This window comes from Demequina oxidasica (assembly GCF_000975115.1).
GTDB lineage: Bacteria > Actinomycetota > Actinomycetes > Actinomycetales > Demequinaceae > Demequina > Demequina oxidasica.
This window is the reverse complement of record NZ_BBRE01000004.1, coordinates 180,461-194,096: the sequence shown is the minus strand read 5'-3', so window position 1 is coordinate 194,096 and position 13,636 is coordinate 180,461. Positions and strand designations below refer to the sequence as shown.

The window sequence follows — 13,636 nt, the reverse complement described above, 5'->3', positions numbered from 1 at the left end:
ATGGATGCGAAAGATTAAAGGTAGCGGCCCACGTCTTCGAGCGTGAGTCCGCGCGCGATCATCATGACCTGCGCGTGGTAGAGCAACTGCGAGATCTCCTCGGCGCAATCGGCGTCGGTTTCATACTCGGCAGCCATCCAGGCCTCAGCGGCCTCTTCGACCAGTTTCTTGCCGATGGCATGCACCCCGCCATCGAGGAGCGTCACGGTGCCGGAGCCCTCGGGACGTTCTACGGACTTGGCGGTGAGTTCAGCGAAGAGTTCGTCAAAGGTTTTCACAACGACAGCCTAGGGCAGGCGACGCCGCGGGCGCGAACACCTAGCCGCCCAAGTCGCCATCCGCCCAATCCACACCAACGTCCGCACCCTCAATTGAGCACTCGAAACGCGGCTTGTACTTGAGCAACATTGACAGTGCCCAATTTGCGGTGCGGACGTTCCAGGCAGGTGGGGATCGCAGGTGGGGGCGGTGCGCTGTGGACCTGACCTAACTATCGCGAAGGATGAGAGCGGTGGACAGCGCGGCCTCAACGGCCTCGGCGCCCTTGTCCTCTTCGGAATCCGGCAACCCGGCCCTGGATAGCGCCTGCTCGTCGTTGTCGACGGTCAGGATGCCGAAGCCCACGGGGGTCATGTGGCTACGTGCCACGTCATTGAGCCCAAGTGTGACGGCCTGGCATACGTACTCGAAGTGCGGCGTCGATCCACGCACCACGACGCCCAGCGCGGCGATCGCGTCCACCCCGTCCCGTGCAAACTTCTCCGCCACGACGGTGAGTTCGAAGGCGCCCGCTACGCGAGTCACCCGATACGTGGCGCCTGCCTTCTCCGCTGCGCGCACCGCCCCGGCGACCAGCCCATCCATGACGGCTGTATGCCACTGCGACGCGACAATTTCGATGTGCAGACCGCTTCCGTCCACCGCAATGGTGGGTGCTCCCTCGCCGCTCATGCTGATTCTCCTTGAGGTGTGATGATGTGTGACCGCACGAGTGTGCTTAAGAGTTGTCTCCCAGCAGATGCCCCATGCGAGCCACCTTGGTGCTGCGATAGAACGCATTCTCGGGCGTAGCGCCCACGTGATGAGGGACGCGTTCGGCGACCTCGATGCCCGAGGCGCGCATGCCCTCGACCTTGGCGGGGTTGTTGGTGAGCAAACGAATGCGAGTCAGGCCCAGGTCCGCCAAGATGGCGGCCGCCGCACCGTACTCTCGCCGGTCTACAGGCAACCCCAAATCCGTATTGGCATCTACGGTGTCTCGACCCTGATCCTGCAACGCGTACGCCTGAATCTTTGCCAAGATGCCGATGCCTCGCCCCTCGTGGCCTCGCAGGTAGACCACCGCGCCGCCCTCGTTGACGATGCGCTCAATCGCGTGGTCGAGCTGTGGCCCGCAGTCGCACCGCAATGAACCAAACGCGTCCCCGGTCAGGCATTCCGAATGCACCCGTACCAACGGAGTAATGCCGTCGCGGTTGGGCGCAATCAGGGCGACATGCTCATCGCCTGTACGCGCGTCGCGGTAGCCACGAATAGTCACACTGCCGTGCACTGTCGGAAGCGAAGACTCACCCTGGAAGACCACTCGGTGGGGAGCGGGCTCAATGGCCAATGGCTCGTCACCCTTGGCCTTGCGGTACTCGATGAGGTCGGCGATCGTCATGAGGATCAGACCCTCGCGATCGGCGACCTCGGAAGCGTCTCCTAGACGCATCATCGTGCCGTCGTCGTTGACCATCTCGGCGATGACGCCGACGGGCTCGAGTCCGGCCAGGCGGCACAGGTCCACGGCAGCCTCAGTGTGGCCGGGACGATGCAGTACTCCCCCGGCGACGGCGCGCAGCGGCAGTACGTGGCCGGGTCGGATCACGGAGTCAGGATTCGCCTGGGGCTCCGCGAGCACCTGCAACGTACGTAGACGGTCAGCCGCGGAAATGCCTGTGGTCACGCCACTCGCGGCGTCGACGGACACCGTATAAGCGGTGCGACGCGGGTCCTGACTGCTCGGAACCATCAGCGGCAGGTTGAGGGCGTCGGCCTTAGGGCCCGGCATGGGCGCGCACAGATAGCCGCTCGAGTGTCGGATGCCCCACGCCACCCACTCCACCGTGGTGGTCTGGGCCGCCATAATGAAGTCCGCCTCGTTCTCACGGTGACGGGAGTCGGCGACCAACACGGGTCGGCCCTGGCGAAGTTGCTCCAACGCCGCCTCCACGAGCGCTATCGGATCTTCGGTCTCGCAGTCCGGATCGTTCTCCATCGCGAGCAGATCCTCGGCATCGGAGTTGACGTGCGGGGTGTCGGTCATGAACGAGCCCCGATCATGGACTCAACGTACTTAGCGATGACGTCCACCTCGACGTTAGCCACCAGGCCCACCTCGGCGTCACCAAACGTGGTGTCCGCAAGCGTCGTCGGGATGAGCGACACGGTGGCGCGATTTCCGTCAAGCCCTGCCACGGTCAGGGAAACACCATTGAGCGCAATGGACCCCTTGGAGACCACATAGCGCAAGATTGACTCGGGAATCTCGAAAGTGAGGTCGTCCCAGTCGGGCTGTGAATCGCGCGCGACCAGCGTGGCTGTTGCGTCGACGTGGCCCTGCATGAGGTGTCCACCCAGGCGTCCATCCACTCGCATGGCGCGTTCGATATTGACGCGCTGGCCCACCTGGACGCCGCCGAGCGACGTGGTCTCACGCGTGATGCGCATGACGTCGCCAATCCATTCGTCTCCGGTGTGCTTGGCAACGGTCAGGCAGACGCCGTCGACGGCAATTGACTCGCCGTGCTGAAGGTCGCCGCCAAGGCCTGGCGAGCTGACGGATATCTGCGACTGGTCGCCAAGTTCGGTCACGGCTGTAATGGTGCCGATTGACTCGACTATCCCGGTAAACATCAGGTTCCTTTCGCCACGTGTGCGATGACAAGGGTATCCGCGCCCAGTTGGCGCGTTGACACGTCCTGTCCCCTCAACGCCCCATTCATCGTCGAGATTCCCAGGTCGCCCACTGCCGACGTGCCAGCCCCCAGGATTGCTGGCGCAATATACGCATGAATCTCGTCCACCAAGCCCGCTGACAGGAAGGCGGTGGTGATCGCCGCGCCACCTTCGATCAACACCACGCGGGCCTCACGCGCCTGCAGTTCGGCCAACACCGCCGCAGGATCGTGAGTGTGTAGTGCGAGTGCGTTGTCGTCGCGCCAGACCTTCTTGCCTGCAGTGTCACGTAGACCCATGACCACGCGTAGCGGCTGGTGTCCGGACTCTGACCCGCCCACACGAGCTGACAATGACGGGTCATCAACCAACACCGTGCCGGTCCCAACCACGATCGCGTCGACCTCGCCACGGACCGAATGCGCATGCTCGCGCGCCTCGTCCCCCGTGATCCAGAAACTGGTCCCGTCGACCGCCGCTGTTCGGCCGTCAAGAGTTGCCGCCCACTTTGCAACCACATACGGGCGGCCGATGCTGATGCTCGCCAGCCATCGCGCGTTGAGTTTGGCTGCGCCGGCGTGGGGCGCGAAGGCCGCGTCGATTCCGCGGTCACGCAGCACCTGGCCACCACCCGCGGCAGCGGGGTTTGGATCCTCGACAGCGAAGCGTACGGAAGCGACTCCGGCATCTGTGAGTGCGTCCGTACACGGCCCCGTGCGTCCGGTGTGTGCGCAGGGCTCGAGCGTCACATAGGCCGTCGCACCGTTGACGTCGTTGCCGCGCGTCACGGCATCGGACAAAGCTGCGGGTTCGGCGTGCGGTGTCCCGGCGCCCCGATGCCAGCCCTCCCCCAACACAAGCCCCGATGCGTCGGTGATCACGCAACCCACTCGAGGGTTGGGTCCGTGAGCAGGACCGCGCGCGGCGAGTTCGACTGCCCGGTCGAACGCCTGAGAAGGCTCAAGGGCCGCCGAATCGTTGGACCCCTGCCTATTGTCATCGCTTGAGGCCGCACTACTCACTGCCGAATTGCCTTCACCTGCCGAACCGGATTTCAGCATCGGCTCATCGTGGCCGGAACCGGCCGTGCTCCGTTCCGTGCCATCCCCCGGTAGCTCAGTGATGGTGCGCTCCTGGGCCGCCGCTGGCGGGAACCCCGTTGATGGTTTCGGGTCCGTTCGCGACTTCACGCAGCGCAGCGATCGCGGCGGCGCGGTCATCTGCCCCGTAGACGGCGGAGCCGGCAACGAGGACGTTCGCACCCGCGGACGTCACGCTGTGCGCGGTGTCAGGCGCGATGCCGCCGTCCACCTGAATCCAGGGTGCGATGGCGAGGGAGCCGTCCGCTACGCCGCGATCGACGGCAGCACGGATAGCCTCGATCTTGGGGAGCATCTCGGGCATAAAAGCTTGGCCGCCGAACCCAGGCTCGACTGTCATGACGAGCACCATGTCGAACTCTTTGAGGTCGTCGATGATGGCTGAGGCGTCGGTGCCGGGCTTGAGTGCAACCGAGGCACGCACTCCAAGGGCACGCAGGTCGCGGGCGATAGCCACGGGATTCTTTGCCGCCTCGTAGTGGAATGTGACGGACGCGGCGCCCGCCTCGGCGTACCGCGGGGCCCAGTGGTCTGGATCTTCGATCATCAGATGGGTGTCCACCGGGAGTGACGACACCTGTGCGATGCGCTCCACGATGGGCAAGCCAAGGGTCAGGTTCGGCACAAAGTGCGCGTCCATCACGTCGACATGCAAGAGGTCAGCGGCGGATACTGCCGCGATGTCTCGCTCAAGGTTCGCGAAGTCTGCGGACAGAATGCTTGGGGCGATCTGAATAGCCATACTCCGAGCCTACTGCCTGCCAGGTTCGTCGCCCTAGGGCGACGACGCTAGCCGCGCGGCTTGCGTAGCAGGGCCAAGAACATCGCGTCCGTGCCGTGCGCGTGCGTCCACATCTGAACGTGCGGTCCCGCACCCCACTCATGTGGCTCGCGCGCGGTGACCGCGGCGACCGCGTCGCGGGCATCCACCTGCTCAAGGCCAGCATGGACTAGGACAGCATCGACCACCTCACGGGTCTCTGCGAGAACCGGCGAGCAGGTCACGTAGGCGATGACTCCGCCCGGTCGCACCAGGCGCACGGCTGAGGCGAGAAGTTGGCTCTGCAGTTCGGCCAGTTCCGCCAGGTCCCCGGGGCTGCGGCGCCAGCGCGACTCTGGACGGCGGCGCAGTGCACCCAAGCCGGTGCACGGCGCGTCAAGCAGCACGCGATCGTAGGAGCCGTCGGCACCCCAGGTGCGACCGTCTCCCACGTGGACGTCCACTACACCATGTGGGAGCGCCCGCGTGGACTGTCGCACCAACTTGGCCCGGTGCTTGTGGAGTTCGAGGGCGTCAACCGTGGCGCCGTACTCGTCAGCCAGGGCACCGAGTAGTGCGGTTTTGCCGCCAGGTCCCGAGCACATGTCAAGCCACCGCTCGCCCTCGGCCACGTCCTGTGCCGCGACCATTGCCGTCGCTACTACCTGGCTTCCCTCGTCTTGCACCGCGACGGTGCCATCCAGCACTCCAGAAATGGCACCGGGGTCGCCACCATTCAGCGCCACGCCATACGGAGAGAGTTCAGTGACGTCCGCATCGCCGATGCTGTCTGCCACGTCGTAAGGGTCGGCCAGTCCGGGACGGGCCACAAGAGTCACACGCGCCGGGGTGTTGTTGACCGACAGGAGGTCCTCAAGCTCGTGGCCGCGTCCGTCAGCCTGGAGGGACGCCGCGAGGGCATCGACAATCCAGGCGGGATGCGAGTAACGCTTGCCGAGTGAGGGCAACTTGGTGCCGGGAGCGACTAAGTCCAGCCATGCCTCTGGCTCGCGTTCCGTGACACGCCGCATCACGGCATTGGCGAACTTGGCTGCGCCCACGTTGGACTGCGCCTTCACCTGCGCCACAGTCTCGGACACCGCGGCGTGCGGGGGCACGCGCATGGCCAACACCTGGTGAGTGCCCATCCACAGGGCCGCCCGCACGTCAACGTCGAGTTCAGCCGGGGCGCGTTTGGAGGCCACAGCAATGACCTCGTCATACAGGCCCTGCATGCGCAGGGTGCCGTAAGCGAGTTCCGTGGCGAAGGCGGCGTCACGTCCACTCAGTCCGGCGTCGCGCAGAATCGAGGGCATCACCAGGTTCGCGTACGCATCATCACGGGTCACGGTCAGGATGCACTCATACGCCGCTGAACGCGCGCGGTCTCTTGTCAGCGTCACTCCGTGGTTTCGGGTGGCGGCGTAGCCGTCACGTGTTCCGACGGAACCGGTGCCATCACTACCAGCGTCCCCAAACTCCGCGTCGTCAAAGGCCGAGCCGTCGTAGCTCTCATCCTCAATATTGCTACTCATGACTCTCCCAAGATCGCCGCTTCGTCTAACCGGGCGCCGCGCCACCAATCGGCTGCAAGCATTGGCTTCTTTCCGGCGGGCGCTATCCACGACAGCGCCACTGGGTGAGTCCCCGTGCCGACCAGCACCATATCCGTGAACTCGGCACGCATCGCGGCGGTCGCGGCGGAGTCGCCCGGCTGATCCATACCCGCACCCCACCGGACCTGTCCAGGAACGGTGGTGGGTGCATCGGGAACCAAGGTGACGGGGCCAAGTTTGGCGACCGACCCATCGGGCAACGTAGTCCACGCGCCTGGTGCGGGCGTGCAGCCGCGAACTTGCCGATCAACCACATGAGCCGCACGGTCCCACCGCACGTATGCGTCGTCCCGAGTGAGCTTGTGCGCGTAGCTGATTCCTTCCGGCGACTGCGCGACGGGGCCAGCGTGTCCCGTATCTAGTGCCGTCAAGGACTGCACCATCAGCGGCGCACCACTGACGCCCAGGCGCTCAAGGAGGTCTCCGCTCGTGTCCGTGGGGCGCACGCGCTCCGTCATGGTGCCAATCACTGGTCCAGTGTCGAGCCCCGTCTCAATAATGAACGTGCTCGCGCCGCTAATCTCGTCGCCCGCCATGATGGCGCGCTGGACAGGCGCTGCGCCGCGCCACTGCGGCAACAAAGAGAAGTGCAGGTTGACCCACGCGATTCGCACCGCGTCGAGGAGTGCCGGCTTCAGTATCTGGCCGTAGGCGACCACGGCGGCGGCATCAGCTTTGTACGAGGCGACCTGTGCGATGACCTCCGGTGCCGACGCCTTCTCGGGAGTGAGAACCGGTAAACCGTGCTCAAGTGCGGCCACTTTGACGGGGCTGGGGTGCAGGGTCTTGCCGCGCTTTCCCCTGGCATCCGGCTGGGTCAGCACCGCGACCACCTCGTGCTCGCTCGCGAGTAGCGCTTCGAGGGTGGGAACGGCGATCTGGGGAGTTCCGGCAAAGATCAGACGCATGTGCCCATCGTAGGCGGGACGCAGGGAGCCCATGGACAGATTGCCGTGGCTCCGGTGCCGTTAACGCCTTCGTGCCTTGTCGTACGAATCAACGAGGGTATCCACCCCGATGCCGGAGCGCCCGACGGCTAGAGTTCCAGTGGCCCGTCCACCCGCAGGCGCAATTCGCCATCGCCAGACTTGGACAACTCAAGTTGCACGGACCTGACAGCGTCGACTGCGGCGGCGGTGACGCGCCGAGACATGAGGAGCGTCACGCCGTCTCGTGTGGGCACCACGGTGATGTCCGGATGACGTTCGATGCGCTCTCCCTCAACCGCGACGCTCAGCGCGAGGCTTAGCGCCGCATCGTCTCCGGTGACAGCGAGCGTACGACGAGCCGGAGGCAGACCAAGTCCCGCTCGCTCCGTATACGCATCGTGGGCCGCGTCGCCGGGAGTCCAGGACACGATTGCCTGGCGCACTGCATCCGGCAGGTCCCCGACCAGCGTGACCGCTCCCCCGCGCTCGCGTGAACGGACCAGCGCGGCTGTATTGAGCCACCAACGAATCGCCTGTAGCTCTGCCCCCAAGCCGCCCGAGGCCGGAACATCAGCCCCCACCACCACCGCGTGTGCATAGCCGCCGCGAACCGCGGGCAGTGCGCCGGGGGTCGCCACGACGATTCCTTCGGCAATCTCATCGTCCGGCAACGTGCCCATGGCGGCGGCCGACACATGAACAGGCGTGCCCTTTGCCATTGCCTTAACCTGCTCGGCGATGCGTTCCACGCCCTGGCGGGCCTGCTTCACAGCGCGCGAATGGCATTCGGTGCAGTGCCAGTCGACCTGATCGGCGGCACAGTCCACACACACCAGTGGCGCCGACACGTGTGATTGGCTAAGTGAGCCCTCGCACTCGCGGCACTGCGCCCACGTTCCACACCTGGCGCACGTGACGGCACGAACGTAGCCGGTGCGAGGCACCACGATCGCCACGGGCCCCGAGGGAAGCGCCTTCGTGACTGCTCTCCACGCGCTGCCGGGCATCCAGTGCCAGCCTGAGCCGCCCTCGGCCTCGCGCCTCTCCGCGGTCAGGACGTCGACAGTCGGCGTTCCCGCGCGCACGACGGCGCGATCCGAACGCTGAAGTTCGGCCCAGCCGTGCGCTACCAATGCCATGGCCTCCACGCCGGGGGCGTATGCACCCAACAACGCGCCAGCTCCGTTGAACTCCACACGCATCGCGGCTAGCGTGCGAGCATTCGGGTACGGCGCGTGAGGGTCATCAAAGACTGACGATGAATCGTCCCAGATGGTCACAAGACCCAACTCTGGAACGGGCTGCGTGACAGCGGTACGGGTGCCGATGATGAGGCCGACCCGCCCATGCATCGCGGCTAGGTATGCCGCGTAGCGGGGAGACGCACCCTCGTCGGAATCCAGCACCACAAAATGCCCACCGGAGCGAGCTGTCCATCGGGTAAGTCCCGCCTCGTTCAGCGCCGTCTCGACGCGCTTGACCGCGCGCGCATCTGGAACGACCACGATCGCGCTGAGGCCCTTCGCCGCGACCTCCACGGAAGGAGCCAGAAGCGCCGCTGCCGGTATCGATGAGGGAGCCGCTGGGTCAGGAGAGGCCTCCCACACCACCCGTGCGCCCTCGGCAACCTGCGCATAGTCGAGTCCGGCAGCGTCCGCCGCGAGACGCAAGGTGGCAGCCGTCTCTACGAAGGCGCTCCTACTGAAGCGTTCGTCTCCCCAGTCACGCGCCTCAACGCTCGCGACGCGGGGCGGGGCCATCAAACGCAAGACGTCCCACAGTGATCCGCCGTAGCGACGTGCCACGCCGCGGGCAAACTCGAGGGAGTCGGCCGTATAGGACGGCAACGCAGCTGCGGAGTTCAAAGGAGCAAGCTTTCCATCGAAGTCGGAGGTGTCAGACGTCTCCACAACGACGGCGCTAATGAGCCGTCCCGCAAAGCGCACGCGCACCCTGGTTCCGATGTGCACCACGTCATCAAGTTTGCTCGGTATGGCGTAGTCAAAGGGCCGATCCAGATGCGGCAGCGCGCTGTCGATGCACACTGTTGCCACCCGAAGCGGCTGCCCCTGCGAGGCAGCTTCGGCCGCAGTGCGCTTGTCGTTCGCGCGCTTCGATGCGTGGGTTGCCGAGGTGGACCGTGGCGGCGCGGCAAAGAGGGCGCCGTCCTCAAAGTCTGCGGAGTCGTTGTCACGTGCACCAGCCGACTGCGGAAGGTCGGCGCCAGCACGCGACGTGTGCGCGGTCCAGCCAATCGACCCCTCAGTTGCCATGGTGCCTATTGTGCCGCCTCTCTAGCCCGCAGCGCTCACCAACGCGGCTGCGCGGTCGGTGCGCTCCCACGTGAAGTCGGGCAGCTCGCGCCCAAAGTGTCCGTAAGCCGCTGTCTGCCGGTAGATGGGGCGCTGCAAATCTAGATCCGCAATGATGGCCTGCGGGCGCAGGTCAAACACTTCACGGATGGCGCGCGCAATCGCGGCCTCCTCGACCGTCGCAGTTCCGAATGTCTCGACGTATAGGCCCACCGGGTGTGCGGTTCCGATTGCGTAGGCGACTTGAACCTCGCAGCGGGCGGCGAGGCCGGCAGCCACCACATTCTTGGCTACCCAACGCATCGCGTATGTCGCCGACCGGTCTACTTTGGACGGGTCCTTGCCGGAGAAAGCACCCCCACCGTGGCGGGCCATGCCCCCGTAGGTGTCGACAATGATCTTGCGCCCCGTCAAGCCTGCGTCGCCCTTGGGGCCACCGATCTCAAAGATTCCCGTGGGATTAATCAGTGACCGATGACCGGTCGCGTCCAGGTCGTAGCCCGCGAGAACCGGGCCGATGACGGCCTCCTCGATTGCACCTCGAAGTGCCGTCATGCTCATGCCCTCGGCGTGCTGGCTCGACAGCACCACGGTATCGACAGAGACGGCCTTGTCGCCGTCGTACCCGATGGTGACCTGAGCTTTACCGTCGGGGCGCAGACCCTCGACGGTTCCGTCCCGCCGAACCTGGGCGAGCCGCTGCGTGAGACGGTGCGCGATCGAGATCGGCAATGGCATAAGTTCCGCAGTATCTTGGCACGCGTAGCCAAACATCAGGCCCTGGTCGCCGGCGCCCAACTGCTTCTCGTCGACGTCGGTCGCAGAACCTACCCCCTGCCAGATGTCCGGTGACTGCTCCCCAATGGAGACGGAGATGCCGCACGAGTCGCCGTCAAAGCCCACCTTGGAAGACGTATAGCCGATGTCGTTCACGACACCACGAATGGTGCCTGGAATATCGACGTAGGCCTCGGTGGTCACCTCACCCGCCACGTGCACCAGCCCAGTGGTCACCATTGTTTCCACAGCAACGCGTGATAGTGGATCTTGACGGAGCATCTCGTCGAGGATCGCGTCGCTTACCTGGTCACAGACCTTGTCGGGGTGACCCTCGGTCACGGATTCGGACGTGAATAGGCGCAGATTTGTCATGCCGGTAAGCATAGCCAAAGCCGTCGATGCCACGTCCTCACTGGCGGCTGCCCGTGAATCGCCTCACTGGACCACTCTGCGTAAGAAACCTCCGCACCCTCAATTGCCGCTCTCGAGGTGATCGTGTGCTCAGCCTCCGGCTCGCCACACCGCTTTAGGGTGCAAACGTGGCGGCTGGTAGGTGAAACGTGAGCGGGGGCCATCCCTCGCGATGCGGAGGTGGCGGTGTCGAACCGTTGAGAAATGGTGGCGTCGAAAATGCGGATGTGTTGCCGTAGCGAGGCGCCAGAACCCGAATTGTCAGGAACGCATGGAGACCACGCGGTCGAGAATCGCGTGGGCGACGGCCAGCTTGGACCCGGCCGCCTCCGCGACGGCTTCGCCGTTGACGTCGAGCATCGTCACCGTATTGGGGACGTCACCAAAGCCCAGTCCCCCGCCTACGGGATTGAGGATCAGCAGATTTGCGCCCTTGCGACGAGCCTTGGCGGCGCCGTGCTCGAGCACGCTTGAGGTGCTATCCCCGGTCTCGGCTGCGAAGCCCACCACCGTCTGGTGTTCGGGGCGCGCAGTCACTAGCGCGGCGAGGATGTCCTCAGTCGGCACTAGTTCAAGAGTCAGCCCCGCCTGATCGGTGGCCGCGTCGCCAGACTTCTTGATTTTGGTCGCACTCACCTCGCGCGGACGGAAGTCGGCGACTGCGGCGGCCATGATCACGACGTCGGCGTCCTTCGAGGCGTCCTTCACCGCCTCAGACAACTCCGCAGAAGATTCCACGTCCACGCGGACGATGCCCTCGCCAGCCGGCAGCACCACGTTGGCTGCCACCAGGGTGACCTTCGCGCCGCGGTCGGCCGCGGCCTGAGCCAGGGCAAGGCCCTGGTGTCCGCTGGACCTGTTGCCCAGGAAGCGCACGGCGTCCACGGCCTCGTGCGTGCCGCCGGCGCTCACCACCACGCTGACCCCGACCAGGTCACCCCAGCCAGCTTCGGTTGCGCCAGAGCCAGCCCCAGCATCGTCCGCCTGGGCAGGTTCCACAGGCAAGCCTTGCCCCTCGGCGACGCCGTAGAGGGCGGCGACCAGGTCATCGGGCTCGGGAAGGCGGCCCGGGCCGGAGTCGGCGCCCGTGAGGCGGCCCACGGCCGGATCTATCACGTGAACCCCCCGCTCGCGCAGGGTAGCCACGTTTGCCTGAGTCGCCGCATTCAGCCACATCTCGGTGTGCATGGCTGGAGCGACGACCACGGGCGCCTGAGTCGCGAGCAGCGCGTTACCCAGCAGGTCCTTGGCGGTTCCCTGGGCCATCGACGCGAGGAAGTCGGCGGTCGCGGGGGCGACCAGCACGATGTCGGCACGCTGACCCAGTCGCACGTGCGCGACGGAGGGAACGTCCTCGAAAGTATCGGTGGGCGCGGGATGCCCGGACAGTGCCTCCCACGTCGCGCGGCCCACGAAGTTGAGCGACGCGGCGGTGGGGATGACACGCACCGAGTGCCCGTCCTCGCGAAGGCGGCGCAAAACGAGCGCAACCTTGTAGGCGGCGATGCCGCCCGTCACGCCCAGTAGGACGCGCAATTTAACCTGTGTTGGGTGGGGCGAACGCGTTACGCGTCGTCGCCCAGCACCAACAGCGAGCCTTCGTTGATCTCGCGAAGTGCGACGGAGAGCGGCTTGTCGGTCGAGTCGGCCTCGACTAGCGGGCCAACGTTCTCGAAGTGACCCTCGCCGAGTGCCTCGTAGTACGAGTTGATCTGACGCGCACGCTTGGAGCTGTAGATCACCAGGGCGTACTTGGAGTCGACCTTCTCGAGCAGCTCGTCGATGGGCGGGTTGGTGATTCCGATGGGATTGGCAATCGTTCCGGCCATGGTTACTCCAATGCTTAAGGGGTTTGCTTGGGTGAGCGTCGGCTCAAACTTCCACTATCTTACCGTGAAGGGAGCAGCAGGCGCTCCAAGGCGTCGGCCGCGTCCATCACATTGTCATTCACGATGACCTCGTCGAACTCGCCCTGCGCGGCGATTTCCTCCCGCGCGGTGGCTAGCCGGCGCTCGCGTTCACGCTCGTCCTCCGTACCACGACCCACGAGTCGGTCCACCAACACCTCGAAGGACGGCGGCGCGATGAACACCTGCAACGCCTCGGGCATCGACTCGCGCACCTGACGCGCGCCCTGCAGGTCTATCTCCAGGATGCACGGGGTGCCTTCGGATAGGCGATCCTCCACGGGGCCACGCGGCGTCCCGTACCGATTGCCACCAAAGACGGTTGCCCACTCCAGCAACTCGCCGGTCTCAACCATGCGAGTGAATTCGTCGTCGCCCACAAAGAAGTAGTGCTGGCCGTCGACCTCGCCGGGCCGAGGCCCACGCGTCGTCGCGGAAACGGACAGCCACACTTCCGGGTGGCGGTCACGCAGGGCGCGAACCACCGTGCCCTTGCCTACCCCGCTGGGACCGGCAAGAACGACGAGTCGATTCACCGACTCTCGCGTTCCAGCAGCGCCTCGACCTGGTGCGTGCCAAGCCCACGTACACGCCGCGCGGCGGAGATACCGATCTCCTCCATCGTGGTGGTCGCACGCTTCGGTCCCACGCCGGGCAGGCACTGCAAGAGATCGTGGACGCGAATGCCCGCGAGGGCGTCGTCCGCCTTGGCCCGTGAGATCGCCTTCTCAAGCGTCATCTCTCCGCGCGAAAGCTCTTCCTTGAATACGCGTCGCGCGGAACGGACGGCTGTCGCCTTGACGAGTGCCGCTGCCCGCTGTTCGTCGCTGAGCTCTGGAGTAGCCACTGTGTCTCCTTCTACTAGAACTGATTGTCCCAAT

Annotated in this window: 14 protein-coding genes; all 14 read right to left on the bottom strand. The window is 65.4% G+C overall.

From position 1 onward, the window contains the following. Positions 1-14 precede the first annotated feature (14 nt). The 14 genes from AOP77_RS11540 to mihF all read right to left on the bottom strand — a co-directional run bounded on the left by AOP77_RS11540 (position 15) and on the right by mihF (position 13,602). Complete coding sequence (locus AOP77_RS11540; RefSeq protein WP_062213767.1) at positions 15-278, bottom strand: phosphoribosyl-ATP diphosphatase; 264 nt, start codon at positions 276-278, stop codon at positions 15-17. A 208-nt stretch (positions 279-486) separates the two neighbouring features. Further along, a complete protein-coding gene (ribH, locus tag AOP77_RS11535; protein WP_062213765.1) occupies positions 487-951 on the bottom strand; it encodes a 6,7-dimethyl-8-ribityllumazine synthase in 465 nt (154 codons plus the stop codon). Between the two features lie 46 nt (positions 952-997). Next, the gene (locus tag AOP77_RS11530; RefSeq protein ID WP_062213949.1) at positions 998-2,260 is read right to left on the bottom strand and encodes a bifunctional 3,4-dihydroxy-2-butanone-4-phosphate synthase/GTP cyclohydrolase II; all 1,263 of its coding nucleotides are present in this window, start codon (positions 2,258-2,260) and stop codon (positions 998-1,000) included. Between the two features lie 44 nt (positions 2,261-2,304). Next, positions 2,305-2,898 carry a riboflavin synthase gene (locus AOP77_RS11525; RefSeq protein WP_062213763.1) on the bottom strand — a complete coding sequence of 198 codons (594 nt, stop codon included), beginning with the start codon at positions 2,896-2,898 and terminating at the stop codon, positions 2,305-2,307. Continuing rightward, a complete protein-coding gene (gene ribD, locus AOP77_RS11520; RefSeq protein ID WP_084622580.1) occupies positions 2,898-4,001 on the bottom strand; it encodes a bifunctional diaminohydroxyphosphoribosylaminopyrimidine deaminase/5-amino-6-(5-phosphoribosylamino)uracil reductase RibD in 1,104 nt (367 codons plus the stop codon). The genes AOP77_RS11525 and ribD overlap by 1 nt, the downstream gene beginning before the upstream one ends. Before the next feature lie 55 nt (positions 4,002-4,056). Then, positions 4,057-4,782, bottom strand: coding sequence for a ribulose-phosphate 3-epimerase (rpe, locus tag AOP77_RS11515; protein WP_062213760.1), 726 nt, complete (start codon positions 4,780-4,782; stop codon positions 4,057-4,059). A 47-nt stretch (positions 4,783-4,829) separates the two neighbouring features. Then, on the bottom strand, positions 4,830-6,335 hold the full coding sequence (locus AOP77_RS11510) for an RsmB/NOP family class I SAM-dependent RNA methyltransferase (protein WP_084622579.1): 1,506 nt from the start codon (positions 6,333-6,335) through the stop codon (positions 4,830-4,832). Continuing rightward, positions 6,332-7,324, bottom strand: a complete 993-nt coding sequence (gene fmt / locus AOP77_RS11505) for a methionyl-tRNA formyltransferase (RefSeq protein WP_062213945.1) — start codon at positions 7,322-7,324, stop codon at positions 6,332-6,334. Before fmt ends, AOP77_RS11510 begins: the two co-directional genes overlap by 4 nt. Before the next feature lie 128 nt (positions 7,325-7,452). Further along, the gene (locus AOP77_RS11500) at positions 7,453-9,618 is read right to left on the bottom strand and encodes a primosomal protein N' family DNA-binding protein (RefSeq protein ID WP_062213758.1); all 2,166 of its coding nucleotides are present in this window, start codon (positions 9,616-9,618) and stop codon (positions 7,453-7,455) included. Between the two features lie 21 nt (positions 9,619-9,639). Further along, positions 9,640-10,809, bottom strand: coding sequence for a methionine adenosyltransferase (gene metK / locus AOP77_RS11495; protein WP_062213943.1), 1,170 nt, complete (start codon positions 10,807-10,809; stop codon positions 9,640-9,642). Between the two features lie 300 nt (positions 10,810-11,109). Continuing rightward, the gene (locus AOP77_RS11490) at positions 11,110-12,384 is read right to left on the bottom strand and encodes a bifunctional phosphopantothenoylcysteine decarboxylase/phosphopantothenate synthase (protein WP_062213755.1); all 1,275 of its coding nucleotides are present in this window, start codon (positions 12,382-12,384) and stop codon (positions 11,110-11,112) included. Positions 12,385-12,413: 29 nt separating this feature from the next. Then, positions 12,414-12,677: a DNA-directed RNA polymerase subunit omega gene (gene rpoZ, locus AOP77_RS11485; RefSeq protein ID WP_061965872.1), complete on the bottom strand. Its 264-nt coding sequence runs from the start codon at positions 12,675-12,677 to the stop codon at positions 12,414-12,416. A 59-nt stretch (positions 12,678-12,736) separates the two neighbouring features. Then, entirely contained in the window at positions 12,737-13,291 is a 555-nt protein-coding gene (gene gmk / locus AOP77_RS11480) for a guanylate kinase (protein WP_062213754.1), read from the bottom strand. Then, positions 13,288-13,602 carry an integration host factor, actinobacterial type gene (mihF, locus tag AOP77_RS11475; protein WP_061965876.1) on the bottom strand — a complete coding sequence of 105 codons (315 nt, stop codon included), beginning with the start codon at positions 13,600-13,602 and terminating at the stop codon, positions 13,288-13,290. Before mihF ends, gmk begins: the two co-directional genes overlap by 4 nt. Positions 13,603-13,636 lie beyond the last annotated feature (34 nt).